Genomic DNA, 18,696 nt, shown 5'->3' on the forward strand with positions numbered 1-18,696 from the left:
GCATTGGAATAGTAATGGTCATCAGATTGTGTCTGAAATAGTTTCCAAAAAATACATAAAGAATTGATGGCGGAGAGAGAGGGATTCGAACCCTCGAAGGATTTAACTCCTTACTCCCTTAGCAGGGGAGCGCTTTCAACCACTCAGCCACCTCTCCTAATAGAATGGGAAGGCAATTCTACCATTACAACTCAAATTTCACCCTAACAAAAGAGTGAATTAAGTATTTAAAAAATGAGATTTTATGTTGGATTTAATTCAATAAATCCTAGAAACAACTTCGTCCTTGATTGAAATCTCTCTATCAGACCTCTTTAAGTTCATTTCAGTCCATACTGAATCTAAAGCATCTACGAAATTATTAATATCTTCTTTTTGATGCCTAGGAGTAATAGTTACCCTAAATCTTTCATCGCCTTTAGGAACTGTCGGAAAAAAAACAGGCTGGATATAAATACCATGTTTTTCAATTAACAGATTAGCAGCTTCTTTACATAGGATGGGATCATACAAATGAATTGGAATAATATGGCTATCATTCTCTAAGAAAGGTATCTTCATTGCTCTAAGTCCTTCCCTGATTAAAGTTGAATTAATTTTGATATTATCTCTTAAAGTATCTGCTTTTTTTGCAAGCTTTATGCTTGTTAAAGAAGCTGCTGCAATGGAAGGATTCATCGAAGAAGTAAAAATAAAACCTGGAGCAAAACTTCTAATAAAGTCAATTAAATCAGAACTAGCTGCTATATATCCACCCATCTGACCAAAGGATTTAGATAAAGTACCGTTTATAATATCTATACCGTCCTCAACATTTAGTTCAGCTGCTATACCTCTTCCCTCTGGACCATAAAGACCTACAGAATGAACTTCATCTAAGTAAGTTAGAGCATTATATTTTTTTGCAAGATCTACTATTCTAGATAAAGGCGATCTAATTCCTTCCATAGAATACAAGGATTCAAATACTATAATTTTAGGTGTATTCGCATTTGACGTCTCTAGTAACTCTTCTAAATGAGACGTGTCATTATGTCTAAATACATGGCATGTGACATTTGCATTCTTGATTCCTTGAATAAGAGAAGCATGATTAAGCTCGTCTGAATAAACTTCTACACTGTCCATATTCTTGCACAATGTCCATAAAGTTGATTGGTTGGCAGTATAGGCTGATGGAAAAAGTAAGCTTGATTCTTTACTATGCAACTCTGCAATAGCTTGCTCTAAGTCAACATGATAAGTAGAGGTTCCTGAAATATTTCTAGTTCCTCCAGACCCAGTACCTAGTTCATTAATTACTTCAATAGAAGTATTAATGACTTCTGGATGCTGACTAAAATTTAAATAATCATTACTGCACCAGACTTCAACTTCTCTGCTTACGCCTTCATAAAGTTCAGTTGCTTTAGGGAAACTAGATTGATTTCTATTGATAGCTCTAAATTTTCTATATAGACCTTGAGACTTAAGAGAGATGAGCTCATCTGAAAAGAATTTTTTATAATTCATGTATTAAAGTTTAGTTTGATATAAGAATGTAAAATGTAATCCTAAAAAAAAAGGAATATATCACATTTGACTGTAGAATTAGGAATTAGGAACGATTCTTATTAGATAAGTAGAAGTTAATGAAACTAAAGATAATCTCTAGAAAGAGTGCCCTTGCACAAATTCAAGCAAATCAAGTAGCTAAAAAAATATTAGACTCAGATCCTTCTATCGAAATAGATTTTATTCTTAAAGAGACTCAAGGTGACATAGATTTATCCACTCCTTTACATCAAATGAAAGAACCAGGAGTTTTTTCAAAAGATATAAAGGCGGAACTCTTAAATGGAAATGCAGATATAGCCATCCATTCATGGAAAGATCTACCAGTTGATCTAGATGAAGGAACAGAAATTATTGGCACTATCAATAGAGCAGATATGAGGGATATGTTGTTCCTAAAAAAAACAAGTAAATATAATAATACTCTTAATTTATTCAGCTCCTCACCTAGAAGAGAAAGAAATCTTAAAAGTTTTTTACCGAAAGCGCTGCCAGGAAACAACATAGATGTAGACTTTCATGATATCCGAGGAAATATTCTTACTAGATTTAAAAAGCTTCAGGATAGTTCACTTGACGGTCTAATAGTTGCTAAAGCTGCCATAGATAGATTGATCAATGATGACAACCCTACTTTCCTTGCAGAGCAAACGGAATTAAAAAAAATTATAGAAGAAATGGCATGGATGATCCTTCCATTATCTGTCAACCCTTGTGCTGCAGCTCAAGGCGCTATTGCAATAGAAGCCAAATCTGAAAATACTAAAATAAGATCAATAATAGATAAATTAAGTGATAAAACAATATTTCAAGCCGCACAAGAAGAAAGAGAAATTTTAAAATCTTATGGAGGGGGATGTCATCAAAAGATTGGGGTGAGCCTCCAACAGCATAAATTAGGTGAGATCCTTAATGTCATTGGTGAAACAGAGGAAGGGCTAGAAATTAATATGCATTCTTTTAGGCCTAAAAAGGTTATAAAAAAATTTTTTAAAGGTGCAAGCAAGGAATCTATCTATCCACAAAAAAATGAAAAGCCTCTATTCTTTAAAAGAAAACCCATCAAACATTTTAACGAAGAGCTTTCTAAAATAGATAATGCAGGAATTTATATAAGCAGATCTAATGCTTTAGATTCTGAGATATTTATCAAAGAATCTAATTATATCTGGGCCAGTGGTATAGAGACATGGTTAAATTTAGCAAAGTCTGGAAAATGGGTTAATGGCTGCTCTGATAGCTTAGGTGAAGAAGAAAGCCCCGCAAACAACCCCTTCTCAGTAATTAAATGGTATAAGCTTTCACATAACAATAAGATTAATTCAGAAAGAATTATTTCTACATATGAATTAATACCTTTGAAACTTGATCCTTCAATTGGAAAAAAAACACACTTTTTCTGGATGAGTGCTTCTTCCTTTGAAAGAGCCATTGAAGAGTTCCCTGAAATATTAAATGCAAAGCATGCATCAGGACTTGGAAAATCCTTTGATATTATTGAAAGTCATACTCCCGGAAATGTTCAACCGTTTCTTGATTATCAGGACTGGATAGATCAATTAGAATCTAATTGCCCATCCTCTTTTTGATTTAATAATAATGCAGCTCCCAGCAGGAATATAAGAAACACTAAACATATCTTTGCAGACATTGTATAAGTTCCAAAATAATCATAACCTAAACTAAATGCAGCCGGTCCTATAGCGCTTGCAAAGACTGTTAAAGAAGTACTAAAACCGCTTATTTCACCCAAATGTCTAGGTCCAAAGAACCTAATAAATGCTAGGTTTGAAATTACACCCCAAAGACCGCCTCCTACTCCAAACCCAAAAGCTAATAACCAAAATCCCCAACTAAGTTCTAAATTAATTAACCCCCAAGAGCCAAAGCAAAAAGTTATCAACATAATTATTAAAATTGGCTTTAGAGAAATTTTATCAGCAATCCAACTAGCGCAAAGATTGGCTATAGTCGAAAAAATTGCTGCTGGTATAAAATAACTAAAAGCCTCTGAGGATGTTTTACCTGCTTCTGAAAATATAGCAACTATATGAAAAACAATAGCGGTCCCAAACATAGCATGCATGCTTAAGCTAAGAGAATAAATCCAAAATATGGGATTTAATTTTGCCTGTTCTAGAGTTTGACTGGGTGTTTCTAACTGAAACTCTTCATCTGATTTAGAGTCTGAACCATCGGCTCTCAGACCACATGATTCTGGATTGTCTCTTATAAATATCAATGCTAAAAAAGAAAACCCTACTCCTCCAAGTAAACTCAGAATCCATAAAGACTCTCTCCAACCATAGGTCGCTATTAAACTTGCTAAAAGCAATGGGGCTAGAGAAAATCCTAAACTCACAAAAACGCTCCTAGCTCCTGAAACTAAACCTCTTCTTTTTACAAACCAAAGAAGTAATACATTTCTTGAGCAGCTTGTTAAAATACCTTGTCCAAAAAATCTGACCCCAAAATAACCAATTAAGATTAATAAAAAACTAATAAAAGAAGGTCCACCTAGAGTTAAACGAATAATATCTATGAAGCTGATATACAAAATCATTAAAGACAATGCTATGGAAGCTGCACTAATCATGACCCTGCCACCAAGTTGGTCATACCATTTTCCTGCTTTAGCTAAAAATAATGCTGACCCTAATGTTCCTGCTAGATAAGCTAAAGAGAGTTGAGTCCTAGTTAATCCTAAAACATCTATAAATGACTCTGTAAAAACAGCCAATCCCATGGTTTGACCCGGAATACTAAATAAAATTCCTAAAGTACTAATTATCCAGATTACCCAGCCATAAAAAAATGGTATTTTACTTGGTCTGAATGGCCAAACTGGTGAGATCATTGGTATTTCCCTATAAACGATGTTTGCGCAAGGATATAGTAGTTATTATTTTACTTCTAGGTATTAATGAAAGTGACAAGATTTATCAAGCCCTAGACCTGTATATACTTTTACAGGTTATAATTAGAGAAACATATATGAAAACCATTAGAAAATATCCATTTACTAGATTAAGACGAACTAGGACTTCTTCTAATTTAAGATCAATATTGAAAGAAACTGACTTAAGACCTTCTGATTTAATCCAACCACTTTTTATAAAAGAAGGCTTGAAAGGATCTGAGCCTATCCCGTCCCTTCCGGGTATAGATAGGTTAGGATTAGATGTCCTAAGTCAAGAAATTAAAAATATTGAAGCTGCTGGAATTCAAGCCATAGCTTTATTCCCCGTTATAGACCCTGCAAAAAAAGATGCACGTGGAGGCGAAGCTCTCAATGAGGACAATCTAATTTCTCAAGCAATAAGACAAATAAAAGATAATTCAGACATTATTATAATTGCTGATGTTGCTCTAGACCCTTATACAACTCATGGTCATGATGGACTATTAGACAACAATAACTATGTAGATAATGACTTAACTCTTCCAGTATTGATAAATCAATCTTTAGTCTTGGCTAAAGCTGGAGCAGATGTAATCGCCCCATCTGACATGATGGATGGAAGAATTAAAGTAATCAGAGAATCTCTGGAGGAAAATGGCTTCTTTAATACATTACTTCTTTCGTACTCAGCAAAATTTAGTTCTAAATTTTATGGCCCTTTTCGGGATGCTGTTGGATCTTCTACAAATCTGGGAGAAGGAAGCAAAGATACTTATCAAATGCCGATTGCAAATATAAACGAAGCTCTACATGAAGTTGCCTTAGATATCCAAGAAGGTGCTGACATTGTCATGGTAAAACCAGGAATGCCTTATCTTGATGTTATAAAAGCTATAAAAGAAGAATTTTTATTACCTACCTTTGGATATCAGGTTAGCGGTGAATATGCGATGCTTAAAGGTGCTATTGAGAAAGGATGGCTTTCAGAAGAGGTAATCATAGAATCTTTACTTTGTTTTAAACGCGCAGGTACTGACTGTATTATTACTTATGCAGCTAAAGAAATTGCATTAAAACTTAATAAATAAAAGGTCTAAAATTGTCCAATTTAAGATTCAAAAATGCCCTGCAAAGAATACCTCAAAGAACTCCTCCTATATGGTTTATGAGGCAAGCTGGTAGATACCACAACCACTATCAGAATTTAAAAAAAAATTTCTCATTTGAAGACCTCTGTAAAACACCTAAACTTGCAGCTGAAACTGCCATGGGACCAATAGAAGAATTTGATTTTGATGTAGCTATCTTATTCAGTGATATTCTCTTCCCTCTAGAGTCATTAGGTATGAATTTGACCTATAACCCTGGACCTATTTTTGGTAACCATCTAACAGAAAATAACTTAAGTAGTCTAATAACTGAAACTAATCCAATTAACTCTCTTGAATTCCAAGGTGAAGCAATAGAAAGAACTCTTGAAAGACTATCTGATGATAAATCACTAATTGGATTTATAGGTGGACCTTGGACATTAATCTCCTACGCCTGCGGCTTAAATAAGGAAACTAAAAACCAAAAGCTCAACAAGTTTAAACTAACTTTACTTGACGAGACAATCTTGCCTCTTCTAGAGCAAAATATTGAACTACAACTCAAAGCGGGTGCAGAAAACTTGATGATCTTCGATTCGTTAGCACATCAATTATCAAAGGAGGATCTGTACCTTTATTTATCAAAAACTTTTTCTTCCCTAATAAATAAATTTCCTGGAAAAATTGGCTACTATGCTAAAGATGGAATTGACTATTCTTTAATTCTAAAAACAATAAATAATGCGGATATACCGATTGCTGGATTAGGAGTTGATTCTCATGAAGATATTACCTCCTACCTTAAATCTACTACTCATGGATTTACTCAAGGTAATTTCAATGAAAATCATTTAACTCTTCCTAAAGAAGAATTTATAAGTTATTTAGATCCTTACCTTGAAAGAATGGCTAGTCTTAGTGATGAAGATAAAGCTGGCTGGGTTTGTGGCTTAGGCCATGGTGTATTAAAAACTACAGATCAAGAAAATGTAAAAGAATTTGTTAAAAGAGCAAGATCGGTATTCTGTTAGAAAGAAATGAATATTGAGGAAAAAAAGAAACTTACATCTGCCTGGTTTAAACATCTAAGAGATACTTTTTGTAATGAGTTTGAAGAAATAGATGGAACCAGTTTTGATAGAAGTTATTGGGATCATAAGTTCTCTGGTGGGGGAGAAATGAGCATAATGAAAGGTAAAATTTTTGAAAAAGTAGGTGTTAATATATCTACCGTGTCTGGAAAATTTGATGATAACTTTAAATCACAAGTTAAAGGAACTGAAAAATCTTCAGATTATTGGGCAAGTGGAATAAGTCTTGTTGCTCATATGCATTCACCAAAAATACCTGCTTTTCACTTCAATACCAGATTTTTAATTACTGGTGACTCATGGTTTGGAGGTGGAGGAGATTTAACACCTACAATAACTTCAAAAAAAGATACTGATTTTTTTCACGCTTGCATGAAAGAAGCCTGCGATAGCGCAAATGATAGTTATTACAAAACTTTCAAAGAAGCTTGTGATGAATACTTCTATCTACCGCATAGATCAGAGTCCAGAGGAGAAGGTGGTATTTTTATTGATCACTTAAAAACAGACTCTTGGAGCAATGATTTTGCCTTCATTAAAGAAGTAGGAAAATCATCTCTTAAAGCAATTTCAACAATAATTCGTAACAATAAAGATGAACCCTGGACAGAAGAAGAAAAGGAACAACAACTCATTAAACGAGGACGATATGTCGAATTTAATCTTATATGGGACAGAGGAACTACCTTTGGCTTAAAAACAGGAGGTAATATAGAAGCAATTCTTATGTCAATGCCACCTTCCGCTAAATGGAAATAATGATATGAATACTTTCCTAGTTATTAAAGTTATTCATATCATTTCTGTAATTACCTGGATGGCAGCACTTTTTTATCTTCCTAGAATATTTGTTTATCACGCAACAAAAAAGGTAGGAACTGACACTTCTGAAACTTTTAAAACTATGGAGGATAAACTTTTATCTTTAATTGCCAATCCCTCTTTGGTCATTGTATGGATTTCTGGTCTATTTTTATTTGGCTATAAGGAACTGGAAGTTTGGCTTGTTTATAAAATGTTTTTAGTTCTAGCAATGACTTTATTCCACTTTTATCTTAGGAACGTACAGAAAAAATTCTCTGAAGATCAGAACATAAAATCTGAAAGATTCTTTAGAATAATTAATGAGATTCCTTCAGTTCTTTTGATAGGTATAATTATTTTAGTAGTATTTCAGCCTAAATAAACTGAACTTTTCCTCCAAAAAAAACTATTACCTTGTTAAGTAATTTATATTCTTTATGAAATATATATCATTTATATTAATAATATAATATAATTCTTATTTATATTAAATATAAATAATAAATTTAAAAATTAATCTAAAAATATAATTATGATAACAATAGTAAATGAAAAAGCTTCTGAACAAGAATTCCTTGACTGGAGAAATAAAGATTCTTTCATGAATGTTAAACAACCTCTGATCATGTTTGTAATGATACCCGCAATAGTTCAAATAACCTGCTTAGCTATGATGCTAGGAAGTATTCTACTTACTCAAGTTATCTTTAATTGATCAGAACGGCAGTTAAAGCACTAATAGGTATTGGAAATAAAGAGACTATATTTCAAGCATCTCCAACAAAATTACTTTTAATGGGATTATTAAAATAACCTTTTTATTTTTAAGCTCCATCACCTTGTTATTATTCCTGATAAGTCGTGTCATTTAAACTAAACTTTATTCCCAATATGAAACAAAGTCTTCAGAAGCTAAATTAGGCAACTTTTTTAATTCATCTTCTTTAGATCCTACATATAAATAGCCAATTACTTCTGTATTTTCACCTAATTTCAAAACTGACGTAATAGTTTCATTAAAAGCCATTGAGCCTGTTCTCCAAATTGCTCCATACCCTAAATCATGAAGCGCTAACAACATATTTTGAGTTGCCGCTCCTACTGATAAAATCTGTTCTATGGAAGGAACCTTTGGATGATTTTTTATCTCAGAAATAAGAATTATAACCATCGGAGCTCTATAAGAAGCTGACTTATATTTGGCCTCTAAATCTGCTGATATATCTCCCTTTAACCTTTGAGCTGTCTCTAAAAAAATATCACTTAATTTACTGCGACTTTCACCTGTTACTTGAATAAACCTCCAGGGTCTTAGCCATGCATGATCTGGAGCTCTAAAAGCAGCTTGGTAAACTAACTCCATTTCTTTCTTTGAAGGAGCAGGCTCTATTAATCTAGAGGCTGAATTTCTAGTATGAAGAGCTTTTAAGGTTTCCATTCAATTCACTTTATCATAACAATGAATTAAGCATTAATAATAGACAAATGAGATCGCATTTAGCATGCATCATCCAAGTTCATATTTACTTTTCTCCTCAAGACCTCCTATGTCTAAAATTATATAATAACTCAATTAATTTAATTAAGAGTTAATAAAACCTCTAAGTCTTAATAAAAAATTTTTGTTAAACTTAAAAAATATGAAAGGAATTCTATTAATCAATTTAGGCTCTCCAAAAGATTTAAATCTTGAATCAGTTAAAATTTACCTTAAAGAATTTTTGGAAGATGAACTTGTAATAGACATACCTGCATTTCTTAGAAAAATATTAGTTACTAACTTTATAGTACCTTTCAGAGCTAAAAAGACTCTGGAAGCTTATAAAGCGATCTGGAAAGAAGACGGTTCTCCCTTAATTATAAATACAAGATCTTTAAAAGAAAAATTACAAAAAGAAGCAACATATCCGATTGAATTTGCAATGAGGTACCAAGAACCTTCAATAGAATTATCCATGAAAAAGTTAATTGATAAAGGATGTACTTCTTTGATCATTTTACCTCTTTACCCTCATTATGCTATGGCAACTTCTCTTACTACCATTAGAAAAGTAGAGGAGATAAATAATAAACTTCAATCTAAATTAAAATTAAAATTTATAAAATCTTTTCATAATAACTCTCAATACATACATGCACTTAGCACTAAAATTAAACCATTTATTAATAATATTGATTACTTATTATTTAGTTATCATGGCATTCCTAAAAGTCATTTAACTAAAATAGATCCTACAGGAAGTCATTGCTTAAAAAGTAAAAATTGTTGCCAAGTGGAGTCAGAGGCAAAGCAATATTGCTATAAATCACAGGTCTTAGAAACCTCAAGATTGTGCGCCTCATCATTAGAATTAAAAAATAAACAATGGGGTGTAGCATTTCAATCTAGGATAGGCCCAGGATGGCTTAAACCTTTTTCTGATATTGAATTTAAGGAACTGCCAAAAAAAGGATTTAAAAACATAGCAGTTGTATGCCCATCATTTCTTCTTGATAATCTAGAAACTCTAGAAGAAGTTCAGATAAGAGGACGAGAAACTTTTATAAGTGCTGGAGGCGAAAACTTTTATTATATTCCATGCTTAAATCAAGATGACCTTTGGATAGATTGTTTAACAAATCTAATATGAAGGCTCACAAAAAATCCAGCAGCCTTAACACTGCTGGATTCCCGAATCTTTCTTATTTGCTTACTGGGGAGGGTATTACATTTAAGGATTCTTATTTTCTAGAACCGGTATCTTATTCCAACTGTAGTTGTAGTTGGCTTCTGAGCTCTAGCTCCATTTTTAGGTGCTCTAGCTACAATATCTTCTTCATCTGTTATATTTTCTATGACTATGTATATATCAGATTTTTCTGATATCTCCTTCGCCACAGTAACATCTATTACATTATAAGAGTCTATCTCCGTTCCTGCCGTACACGCTGCTACTGAGCAAGTACTTCCATAAGAATATAAAGTTGCATCTCCAGACCAACCATTCTCCATTTCAAATCCAGTTGATAAAGCTAGTTGAGTATCTGGGAGATCTGGCAGATCCATTCCAGCATTTACATTTCCCCAAAATGAGCTCTTGAAAGAAGAGTCAAATTGAGCATCAGTAGAAGTATATGTAAGACTTAAAGGATAAATTGTTCCGTTATCAGATCGCCAAACTTTCTTCAAAGCAAGCTCAATACCTTCAATTGTTGCGGCACCTCCATTAAAGGAATCTCCTTGATCGCAGCTACCAACTGCTCCTCCTGAAGCGGTACAAGTTCCAAACATATTTGCATAATCAGTATTAAAAACTACAAATTCAGCAAAGATATCTACAGATACATATCTTACTCCTACCTCTAAGTTATCTGCTTCTTCTGAATCAGCTCCACCACCTGTTGGGGTAAAGCCTTCATGAAAACCAACAAAAAGTGAAGTAGTTTCATTAAGTTCATATGTTGCTCCAAAGCCCATAAGCCTGTTATCTGAGTCTGTTAGTTTCTTAGGATAACCTTTTGCAGCATTAACTGCTGTTCTAGCCACATCCACATAACGATCTTGAGATATTTCCCAATCTTCAGAACGATAACCCACATTCACTGTTAGAGCTCCAAAATTAATCTCTTCATTAATGTAAAAAGCAGTAGCTTCAGAATAAGTTAGTCTATTATTAGAACTAAAACCTGGAGCAGAACCTTTAGTTAAAGGCCCAAGTTTGCCTCCACTCCAGTCAACATATTCATAAATTTGAAACCTATCTTCATTATCTTCAGTAGATCTATATCCAACGGTCAAACTTTGTCTATCAGTATTGTATTGAACCTTGAAATCAGTTCCTTCTGAGACATAAGCCCTATTATTATTTTTAAGTTTTATCTCTACTGATTGAGCATTTGTTCCATTAAGGATTGCTGAACCTCCAGCTTTTCCTTCATTAGCAGCACTTATAATATTATTAATGCCATTTCCAAGCCCATAAACTTTTTTATTGTCTATTTTGTCAACTTTAAACCAGTTTCTAGCAAATTCATTTTCATAAATAGTTGCGCTTACCTCTAGGTTATCAAAGTCAGCTAAGTAATTAATAGACCATTGATCATGGTTATTATCCATTTCATCATAAGCTGATAGTCCATATCTTGCATGAGGATCTTTTCTAAAATCAGCATCAGCTAAACCAACATATGATTGATCCGAAATTTCTTCTGAATCTTGATACTTAAAGTTTAATTCATGATAAATTCCATCAGTATCCTTATCTGAATTCAGTCTAAGCTTAATAACAACATCATCTTTATCAAAACCAGTATTATTACTAGACCCCTTAATGGAATCAAAACCATCTGTTTCCCAATTATGAGACTCTATAGAAAAGGCAGCATTTTTTCCTACTGCACCTATTACCAAGTGAGTTCTCATTGTTCCATCTTCTCCAAACTCTTGATTTAATATTCCTCCAGTCTGATCAGGTATAGGTGTACTAAGTAAGTTAATTGCTCCTCCTACCGTGTATGGACCCTGGGTAATCGCTGAAGGACCCTTAAGAACTTCAACGCCTGCTATTCGTCCTACTGTCGGAAAATAATATGCAGATGAAGCGGCATAAGGAGCCGGAGCTATAAGAATACCATCCTCTAAAAGAGTTACTTTTCCTGATCTATCAGCATATGTACCTCGGATACTAATATTTGGCCTTAATCCATAACCCTCTTCAGGCTTGAAATTAACTCCAGGAATGGTTGAGAGTATTTTATGTATATCTGTATACTCATATTTCTCTAACTCCGCTTCAGTAATTACTGAAGCTGAACCAGCTACCTCAATGGCTTCAGATTGAGAACCTACTATTGTAATCACTTCTATCTCTGTCTTGTCCTTGGGCGCATCATCTGAATAAGATATTAAAGATAAAGAAGAAACTATTAATAATATTAAGAATTGTTTTAAATTTAATATGATGACTAAGACCTCTATATAAATTAATTGATAATTATTATCATTCGCGTTCGCATTTTAAATGAGAATAAATATCATTTGCAACTAATTTTTTCATCAATTAGTTAATTTATTTTATGAATAATTTATAAGCCTTCTTCTAGGGCTATCAGGAAGATGAAAAATTAATAAAACCGAATGGCTTTATAATTAATTAAACTAGTTTTAGCTTGTAAGGTAAAACCTTCGCCATAAATTTAAACCTATTAACATAGATAAAAACCATAGGATTAACTCTACCCAATTTGGGTTGCTGTTATAACCAAAAAACCCTTTTAAGAAAACTCCTATTTGCCCCTTGTCATGAAGTAAATGAGTATACTTTCCATTACCATATGTATAAAAAATATCATTATCTGTTGCTAATAATTCTTCTTTGGGTTTAAGAACATCCCATACTCTATCAATCTGGCTTTTATCTTCTATGCCTACCCACTCAAGATGTTCTCCCTTTACTAAGAATTCTTCTGCCTCATGAGTACCATAAGCAACCATTCCAGAAGCTAAAAATACTAATAGAAGAGTAGTTAAACGAAAAAATTTTCTAAGATCTAGCCTCCTTCCCTGAATTACCACTAAATAACCCAAAAGAATTGCCAGAGTCATTCCTAAAATAAAGCCTGTATAAGAAAATGAACCTAAGATTGAAAAGCTTCCTAACAAAAAAATTGCTGTTTCAAAACCCTCCCGAAGGATAGCAAAAAATACCAAGAAAAATATCCCATAGCTAGAAGTTTTAATAGCTGAATTAGTCTGACCTTCTAATTCTTTTCTATTACTAACGTGTTTTGCGAGCCAAAAAATTACATACCATAATAATCCGGCAGTGATATACATAAAAATAGCTTCTACTAACTTTTCTATAGACACATTACCTATTGAATCTTTTACTTCATTCAAAGATAACGCAACTATAATACTTACAATAACTGCAGCTATTACAGCCATCCATAAATGACGTATTTGTTCCGTTAAATCTTGCTTAGATAAAAGAGTATAGATAATACCAACTATTAGTGCTGCTTCTAAAGTTTCTCTAAAAGTAATGATAAATTCATTCATGGGTGTGAATGATAATCATTTTTATTTAAAAAGCCAGATAATTTAATGCTTATTGGAGTGATTTGAATCCTTGAGATCCTTTTCTATATCCTCATGATCACCTACCATGATATGAGATCCGCTTTTTACAATATATTTCTCTAAAAGAGGAATAAAAAGTAACGGAATTATTCCCCCTATGACTATACCAAATGCAGCTGACCTTAATGTGGGATCTAAATAAGATGCAATCAAATCAGCTAGAACATGAGCTATTACTGCCCCTACTATACCGGCTATATTTCCATTAGAAGCTATCTTCAAAACTCTATTAATACTCCATCCTGAATAATAACCCACTATAAGAATAGTGACATGAACTAATCCAAATATAAAACCCTTCAATACACCTTGTTCCAGATTTAATGCTTCTAAAAAATACTCCATTAGATATTTTCTAATTCAAAAGTATCATGCAGAGCTATAACTGCTTGTTTCATAAACTTCTTTTTTATTACGACAGAAATCTTTATTTCAGAAGTTGTAATCATTAGTATATTAATATTTGACTTTGCAAGGCTCTCGAACATCTTTGTTGCTATACCTGCATGACTTCTCATTCCAATACCAACAACACTAATCTTTGCTATTTCACTGTCAACGTCTATCTTTCCACTTCCAAGTTCTTTTGAAACATCATATAAAATTCTTTCAGCTTCTTCAGCACTAGACTTATCAACAGTAAAAGTAAAATCTGTTATGTTGTCCGCACTTATATTTTGAACAATAACGTCTATATCAATTCCAGCTGCGCTAATAGGACTTAAGATTTTTGCAGCTATTCCTGGTATATCCTCAACTTCTCTTATAGTTAATTTAGCTTCATTATCAACAGCACTTATTCCTGTTACTAAGGGTCTCTCCATTCCTTTCACCTCTTCTTTTACAATTGTTCCTGCACTATTATTGAAACTGGACAGGACTTTTATAGGCATTTTATATTTACTTGCATATTCAACAGCTCTCCTTTGCAGAACTTTAGCCCCCATACTTGATAATTCTAGCATTTCTTCAAATACAATTTCTTTCATACATCTGGCTTTGTTATATATTTTGGGATCCGTGGTAAAAACTCCTTCAACATCTGTATAAATATGACACTCATCAGCCCCTAAAGCTACTGCCAAGGCAACTCCTGTCGTATCAGAACCTCCTCTTCCTAATGTTGTAATATCTCCCACAACATTCATACCCTGAAAACCAGTAACTACAGGAATAATCCCAGATTTAATATCCTCTTCTAAACGTTTTACATCAACATCTAATATCCTAGCTTGCTTATGCAAATCATTTGTCTTAATTCCCAACTGATAAGCTGAATATGATTTAGAAAGAAAACCCTTCTTTTCTAGAGTTATTGCTAATAAAGCAACAGATATTTGTTCGCCGGTAGATACGAGTGCATCATATTCTCTTGGGTTTGCGTTTGGATCTATTTTTTTTGCTAATTTTATAAGTTATTCAGTTTGATTGCCCATAGCCGACAAGACTGCAACAACCTGATTTCCAGTCTTTATATCTTCAATAATTATATCGGCAACTTCTTCTATGCGTTCTGTTGTCGCTACTGAAGTGCCACCGAATTTTTGGACAAATAACTTTCCCATTTAACAATCTTATAAAAAAAAGAGTATTCTATATCTAAGTTGTTAAATTTCTTAATAAATCTTTAATTGACGCTAAAGCTATATCTATATGATCAATATTCTCTACACCCCCTTGGGCCAGATCTTGTCTTCCACCGCCGCTTCCTCCTAACTGCAAAACTAAATGCTTTACTATATCTCTTGCATCAATATTGATTAATTCTTTAGAGCAGGCTACAACTAATGGGTTTTTATCTCCAGATATAGAGATCAGAACAACTAAGGCATTAGGAAATTTACTCCTTAATTGATCAGCAGTCTCTCTAAGGCTAACTGTATCCAAATCTTCAAGCTTAGTTGCTATGAGAGTGATACCTGCTACTTCAACCAATCTATCAGTAATTTCTGATATTAATGAACCTAAGTTTTGATTTTTTAATTTACCCAAATCTTGATTAAGGTTTTTATTCTCATTCTTAAGTTTAAGCACTGCATTTAGAATTTTATTATCTTGAGTAAAAATAATAGGCTTAGTGTTAGTTGGTTTACCAACCTTGTCCTTTAAAACCTTATTATCCTTAATAATCTGAAAAACTTTATCAACTACTTGATCACTAGAAGTATTCAATTCTTTAGAAATTTCGCTAATCTTAGATTGCAATTCCCTTATAGAATTTAGGGAATCTTTGCCTTCTAGAGAGCTTACTGATGAGTCTACCTTAAGGTTAAATTCTTTTGAAAGGGTCATTATCTTAAGATGTAAATTTAAAAGTAAGTCTTTTGCGTTTGCACCAGTAAGTGCCTCTATCCTTCTTACACCCGCTGAAACTCCCGTTTCACTTATAATTTTCATAAAACCAATTTCGCCAGTTTTTTCTACATGAGTTCCGCCACATAGCTCTATCGAAAAACCTTCGCCAAAATTCAAAACCCTTACTTCTTGGCCATATTTATCTCCGAAAAAAGCTATAGCTCCCTTTCTTTTAGCATTTTCCATGGTCATTAATTCTGTTACTGAATGGGTATTTTTAAAAATTTCATCATTAACTAAATCTTCAATCTTTAAAAGATCATCTTTTGAAATGCTTTTACTATGAGTAAAATCAAAACGTAACCTATTAGAATCTACAAAAGAGCCTTTCTGTTCCACGTGATCTCCAAGAATTATTCTCAAAGCAGCATGCAAAAGATGAGTTGCGGAGTGATTAAGTGCTGTTTTATTTCTTAGCTGCCTGTCTATTAAAGCTTTAATTTTTTCATTTTTTTTAACCTTACCTTTGTCAACAACGCCTATATGGCCAAAATGATCTCCTATTTTTTGTGTATCTTTAACCAAAAAAATAAAATCATCGCCAATAATTTTTCCTCTATCCCCTACCTGGCCTCCAGATTCAGCATAAAAAGGTGTCTGCTTCAAGAATATAATTCCTTCATCTTTTTCTAGTAAGACATCATTTTGAATCCCCTCAGGAAAAGTTACTAACTCTAAAATATGTGATTCACAGGTTTCATTTTCATATCCTACAAATTCTGTCTTGCCTTCTATTAAAATTGATTCAGGTAACAATGAAGAAAAATTACTTGATGCTCTGGCTCTTTTTCTTTGCTCTAACATCAAAACTTTATAACTATCTTGATCAACCTCTAGATGTCTTTCTCTTGCGAAATCAGCTGTCATATCCACTGGAAAACCGAAAGTATCATATAGTTTAAAAGCTAACTCGCCTGAAATAGTTTTCCCTTTTAATTTCTTAACTTCTTCTTCTAGTAATAACATTCCTTGTATTAGAGTTTTTTCAAATTGCTCTTCTTCCTGCAAAAGATTTGCCTCTATTAGATCAAAATTCTTATGCAACATAGGATGTGCTTTTCCCATTTCTTGAACTAAAGTTGGCACCATTAAAGAAAGAATAGGACCCTGAGCTCCTAATTTATTAGCATGCCTTAAAGCTCTTCTTATTATTCTCCTTAAAACATAACCTCTACCTTCATTGCCAGGAATTATTCCTTCTGCAATTAAAAAGGCACTTGCCCGCAGGTGATCAGAAATTACCCTTAAAGAAGGATTTGTTAGATCTTTCGTTTTAGTCAATTTACTTGCATGAGTTACTAATACTGAAAACAAATCAGTAGTGTAGTTATTATGTTGGTTTTGAAGAACAGCTGATATCCTTTCTAGACCCATGCCAGTATCAACACAAGGGTTCGGAAGGGGACTAAGCTTGCCGTCCCTAGACCTATCATATTGAGTGAAAACCAAATTCCAAATTTCTATAAATCTATCCCCAGGATCAGAACCCATTGAAGGAGGCTCTCCAATAAGGTGTGCTCCGTGGTCGTAGTAAATCTCTGAACAAGGTCCGCATGGACCTGTATCTCCCATTGTCCAGAAATTCTCTTCGTCATCTAAACGAGAAATTCTTTGAGGGTTGAGTCCTATTTTTTCTTTCCATATTGCTTCAGATTCATCATCATCTTTATGGACTGTTATCCAGAGTCTTTCTGCAGGTATTTTGTACTTATTTGTTAATAAATCCCACGAAAATTCTATAGCTTCCTCTTTGAAGTAATCTCCAAAGCTAAAATTCCCTAGCATTTCAAAAAATGTATGATGTCTAGCCGTGTATCCCACATTATCTAAATCGTTATGCTTTCCACCAACTCTCAAGCATCTTTGAGAACTAACCGCTCTTGTGTAACTTCTTCTCTCTATTCCTAACAGCATATCTTTAAATGGAACCATACCTGCATTAGTAAATAATAAAGATGGATCATTAGAAGGCACTAATGAAGAGCTATTCACTAGTTCATGACCATGCTCTTGAAAATAATCTAAGAAAATCTGCCGGATGTCATTAGTGCTTAAAAAATCAGGCATTAGTTTTTAATTAAATATCTCATTAAAAAAGTTCTGCATTGAAAGCCAAGATCTATTATTGGCATCTCTATTAAATTTTGCACCTAAACTGACATCATTTGCTTCAGGATTAGTGAATGCATGATATGTATCTCCATAACTATGAATCTGCCAGTCAGCATTTGCAGCGGTCATTTCTTGTTGAAAGTTATCTACCATTTCAAGCGGAACCATTGGGTCTCGTTCACCATGTAATACGAGTATTTTACTATTAATTCCATTCTTAGATATTGACGAAGGCATCAATAATCCATGAAAACTAACAATTCCATTTATATCAGCTCCTGATCTAGCTAAATCAAGGACAACAAGGCCTCCAAAACAATAACCTATAGCTGCAACTTTGGAAGAATCAACTCCCTCAATTTTTTTTCCTACTTCAAGTGCCGCTATAATTGTGTCTTTTAGATTATCCCTATCAGACAATAATGGTGTCATTAAAGATTCATTCTCTGAGGTGTCTGATCCAACCTTTCCTTCACCATACATATCAACTGCAAAAGCCGTATATCCAATTTTTGCTAAATCATTAGCTCTATCATGGACAAAACTATCTTTACCAGCCCAAGTATGTGCTATTAAAACCAAAGGTGTATTTTTTTTATCTGGGTAAGCAACATAACCTCTCATGTTTTTATCTTTACATTTATAGTGTAATTCTTCTGTCTTCAT

15 protein-coding genes, 1 tRNA gene and 1 pseudogene are annotated in these 18,696 nt (G+C 33.3%); 7 read left to right on the top strand and 10 right to left on the bottom strand.

Going from position 1 to position 18,696, the window contains the following annotated elements:
- Window positions 1-67: 67 nt before the first annotated feature.
- Window positions 68-157: transfer RNA gene (locus tag P8J93_04370), tRNA-Ser, on the bottom strand.
- A gap of 101 nt (window positions 158-258) precedes the next feature.
- Window positions 259-1,512, bottom strand: coding sequence for a 5-aminolevulinate synthase (gene hemA / locus P8J93_04375; GenBank protein MDG2061037.1), 1,254 nt, complete (start codon window positions 1,510-1,512; stop codon window positions 259-261).
- Between the two features lie 119 nt (window positions 1,513-1,631).
- Here hemA and hemC point away from each other — a divergent pair, with 119 nt between their 5' ends.
- Window positions 1,632-3,143 carry a hydroxymethylbilane synthase gene (gene hemC / locus P8J93_04380; protein MDG2061038.1) on the top strand — a complete coding sequence of 504 codons (1,512 nt, stop codon included), beginning with the start codon at window positions 1,632-1,634 and terminating at the stop codon, window positions 3,141-3,143.
- Here hemC and P8J93_04385 read toward each other — a convergent pair.
- Window positions 3,110-4,411 carry an MFS transporter gene (locus tag P8J93_04385; protein ID MDG2061039.1) on the bottom strand — a complete coding sequence of 434 codons (1,302 nt, stop codon included), beginning with the start codon at window positions 4,409-4,411 and terminating at the stop codon, window positions 3,110-3,112. The two genes, hemC and P8J93_04385, sit on opposite strands and share 34 nt — an antisense overlap.
- Window positions 4,412-4,548: 137 nt before the next feature.
- Between P8J93_04385 and hemB the strand changes: the two genes are divergently transcribed.
- The 5 genes from hemB to P8J93_04410 all read left to right on the top strand — a co-directional run bounded on the left by hemB (window position 4,549) and on the right by P8J93_04410 (window position 8,157).
- Entirely contained in the window at window positions 4,549-5,544 is a 996-nt protein-coding gene (gene hemB, locus P8J93_04390) for a porphobilinogen synthase (GenBank protein MDG2061040.1), read from the top strand.
- A gap of 11 nt (window positions 5,545-5,555) precedes the next feature.
- Window positions 5,556-6,578, top strand: coding sequence for a uroporphyrinogen decarboxylase family protein (locus P8J93_04395; protein ID MDG2061041.1), 1,023 nt, complete (start codon window positions 5,556-5,558; stop codon window positions 6,576-6,578).
- A 6-nt stretch (window positions 6,579-6,584) separates the two neighbouring features.
- Complete coding sequence (gene hemF, locus P8J93_04400) at window positions 6,585-7,397, top strand: oxygen-dependent coproporphyrinogen oxidase (protein ID MDG2061042.1); 813 nt, start codon at window positions 6,585-6,587, stop codon at window positions 7,395-7,397.
- 4 nt (window positions 7,398-7,401) lie between these two features.
- A complete protein-coding gene (hemJ, locus tag P8J93_04405) occupies window positions 7,402-7,824 on the top strand; it encodes a protoporphyrinogen oxidase HemJ (protein MDG2061043.1) in 423 nt (140 codons plus the stop codon).
- 150 nt (window positions 7,825-7,974) lie between these two features.
- Window positions 7,975-8,157 carry a hypothetical protein gene (locus P8J93_04410; GenBank protein MDG2061044.1) on the top strand — a complete coding sequence of 61 codons (183 nt, stop codon included), beginning with the start codon at window positions 7,975-7,977 and terminating at the stop codon, window positions 8,155-8,157.
- Between the two features lie 165 nt (window positions 8,158-8,322).
- Here P8J93_04410 and P8J93_04415 read toward each other — a convergent pair whose 3' ends face one another.
- Window positions 8,323-8,880 (bottom strand): nitroreductase, encoded by a 558-nt coding sequence (locus P8J93_04415; protein MDG2061045.1) that lies wholly within the window; start codon window positions 8,878-8,880, stop codon window positions 8,323-8,325.
- A gap of 202 nt (window positions 8,881-9,082) precedes the next feature.
- Here P8J93_04415 and hemH point away from each other — a divergent pair, with 202 nt between their 5' ends.
- Window positions 9,083-10,072, top strand: coding sequence for a ferrochelatase (hemH, locus tag P8J93_04420; GenBank protein ID MDG2061046.1), 990 nt, complete (start codon window positions 9,083-9,085; stop codon window positions 10,070-10,072).
- Window positions 10,073-10,170: 98 nt separating this feature from the next.
- On the opposite strand, the gene P8J93_04425 is transcribed toward hemH, so the two are convergent.
- From P8J93_04425 to P8J93_04450, 6 genes and pseudogenes are all read right to left on the bottom strand, one after another.
- Window positions 10,171-12,282: a TonB-dependent receptor plug domain-containing protein gene (locus P8J93_04425; protein MDG2061047.1), complete on the bottom strand. Its 2,112-nt coding sequence runs from the start codon at window positions 12,280-12,282 to the stop codon at window positions 10,171-10,173.
- 303 nt (window positions 12,283-12,585) lie between these two features.
- A complete protein-coding gene (locus P8J93_04430; protein ID MDG2061048.1) occupies window positions 12,586-13,482 on the bottom strand; it encodes an FTR1 family protein in 897 nt (298 codons plus the stop codon).
- 42 nt (window positions 13,483-13,524) lie between these two features.
- On the bottom strand, window positions 13,525-13,908 hold the full coding sequence (locus tag P8J93_04435; GenBank protein MDG2061049.1) for a hypothetical protein: 384 nt from the start codon (window positions 13,906-13,908) through the stop codon (window positions 13,525-13,527).
- Window positions 13,908-15,128, bottom strand: a pseudogene (locus tag P8J93_04440) (aspartate kinase). The gene P8J93_04435 and the pseudogene P8J93_04440 overlap by 1 nt, the downstream one beginning before the upstream one ends.
- 34 nt (window positions 15,129-15,162) lie before the next feature.
- The gene (gene alaS / locus P8J93_04445; protein ID MDG2061050.1) at window positions 15,163-17,985 is read right to left on the bottom strand and encodes an alanine--tRNA ligase; all 2,823 of its coding nucleotides are present in this window, start codon (window positions 17,983-17,985) and stop codon (window positions 15,163-15,165) included.
- 6 nt (window positions 17,986-17,991) lie between these two features.
- A complete protein-coding gene (locus tag P8J93_04450; protein ID MDG2061051.1) occupies window positions 17,992-18,696 on the bottom strand; it encodes a dienelactone hydrolase family protein in 705 nt (234 codons plus the stop codon).

This window comes from SAR86 cluster bacterium (genome assembly GCA_029268615.1).
GTDB lineage: Bacteria > Pseudomonadota > Gammaproteobacteria > Magnimaribacterales > Magnimaribacteraceae > JAQWNM01.

What these genes read in the sequence shown, in the direction of transcription:
- P8J93_04450 (MDG2061051.1), bottom strand. Translation starts at nt 18,696, where the DNA reads ATGAAGACAGAAGAATTACACTATAAATGTAAAGATAAAAACATGAGA.
- hemB (MDG2061040.1), top strand. Translation starts at nt 4,549, where the DNA reads ATGAAAACCATTAGAAAATATCCATTTACTAGATTAAGACGAACTAGG.
- hemF (MDG2061042.1), top strand. Translation starts at nt 6,585, where the DNA reads ATGAATATTGAGGAAAAAAAGAAACTTACATCTGCCTGGTTTAAACAT.
- alaS (MDG2061050.1), bottom strand. Translation starts at nt 17,985, where the DNA reads ATGCCTGATTTTTTAAGCACTAATGACATCCGGCAGATTTTCTTAGAT.
- P8J93_04430 (MDG2061048.1), bottom strand. Translation starts at nt 13,482, where the DNA reads ATGAATGAATTTATCATTACTTTTAGAGAAACTTTAGAAGCAGCACTA.
- hemC (MDG2061038.1), top strand. Translation starts at nt 1,632, where the DNA reads ATGAAACTAAAGATAATCTCTAGAAAGAGTGCCCTTGCACAAATTCAA.
- P8J93_04385 (MDG2061039.1), bottom strand. Translation starts at nt 4,411, where the DNA reads ATGATCTCACCAGTTTGGCCATTCAGACCAAGTAAAATACCATTTTTT.
- P8J93_04435 (MDG2061049.1), bottom strand. Translation starts at nt 13,908, where the DNA reads ATGGAGTATTTTTTAGAAGCATTAAATCTGGAACAAGGTGTATTGAAG.
- hemH (MDG2061046.1), top strand. Translation starts at nt 9,083, where the DNA reads ATGAAAGGAATTCTATTAATCAATTTAGGCTCTCCAAAAGATTTAAAT.
- P8J93_04415 (MDG2061045.1), bottom strand. Translation starts at nt 8,880, where the DNA reads ATGGAAACCTTAAAAGCTCTTCATACTAGAAATTCAGCCTCTAGATTA.
- P8J93_04410 (MDG2061044.1), top strand. Translation starts at nt 7,975, where the DNA reads ATGATAACAATAGTAAATGAAAAAGCTTCTGAACAAGAATTCCTTGAC.
- hemJ (MDG2061043.1), top strand. Translation starts at nt 7,402, where the DNA reads ATGAATACTTTCCTAGTTATTAAAGTTATTCATATCATTTCTGTAATT.
- hemA (MDG2061037.1), bottom strand. Translation starts at nt 1,512, where the DNA reads ATGAATTATAAAAAATTCTTTTCAGATGAGCTCATCTCTCTTAAGTCT.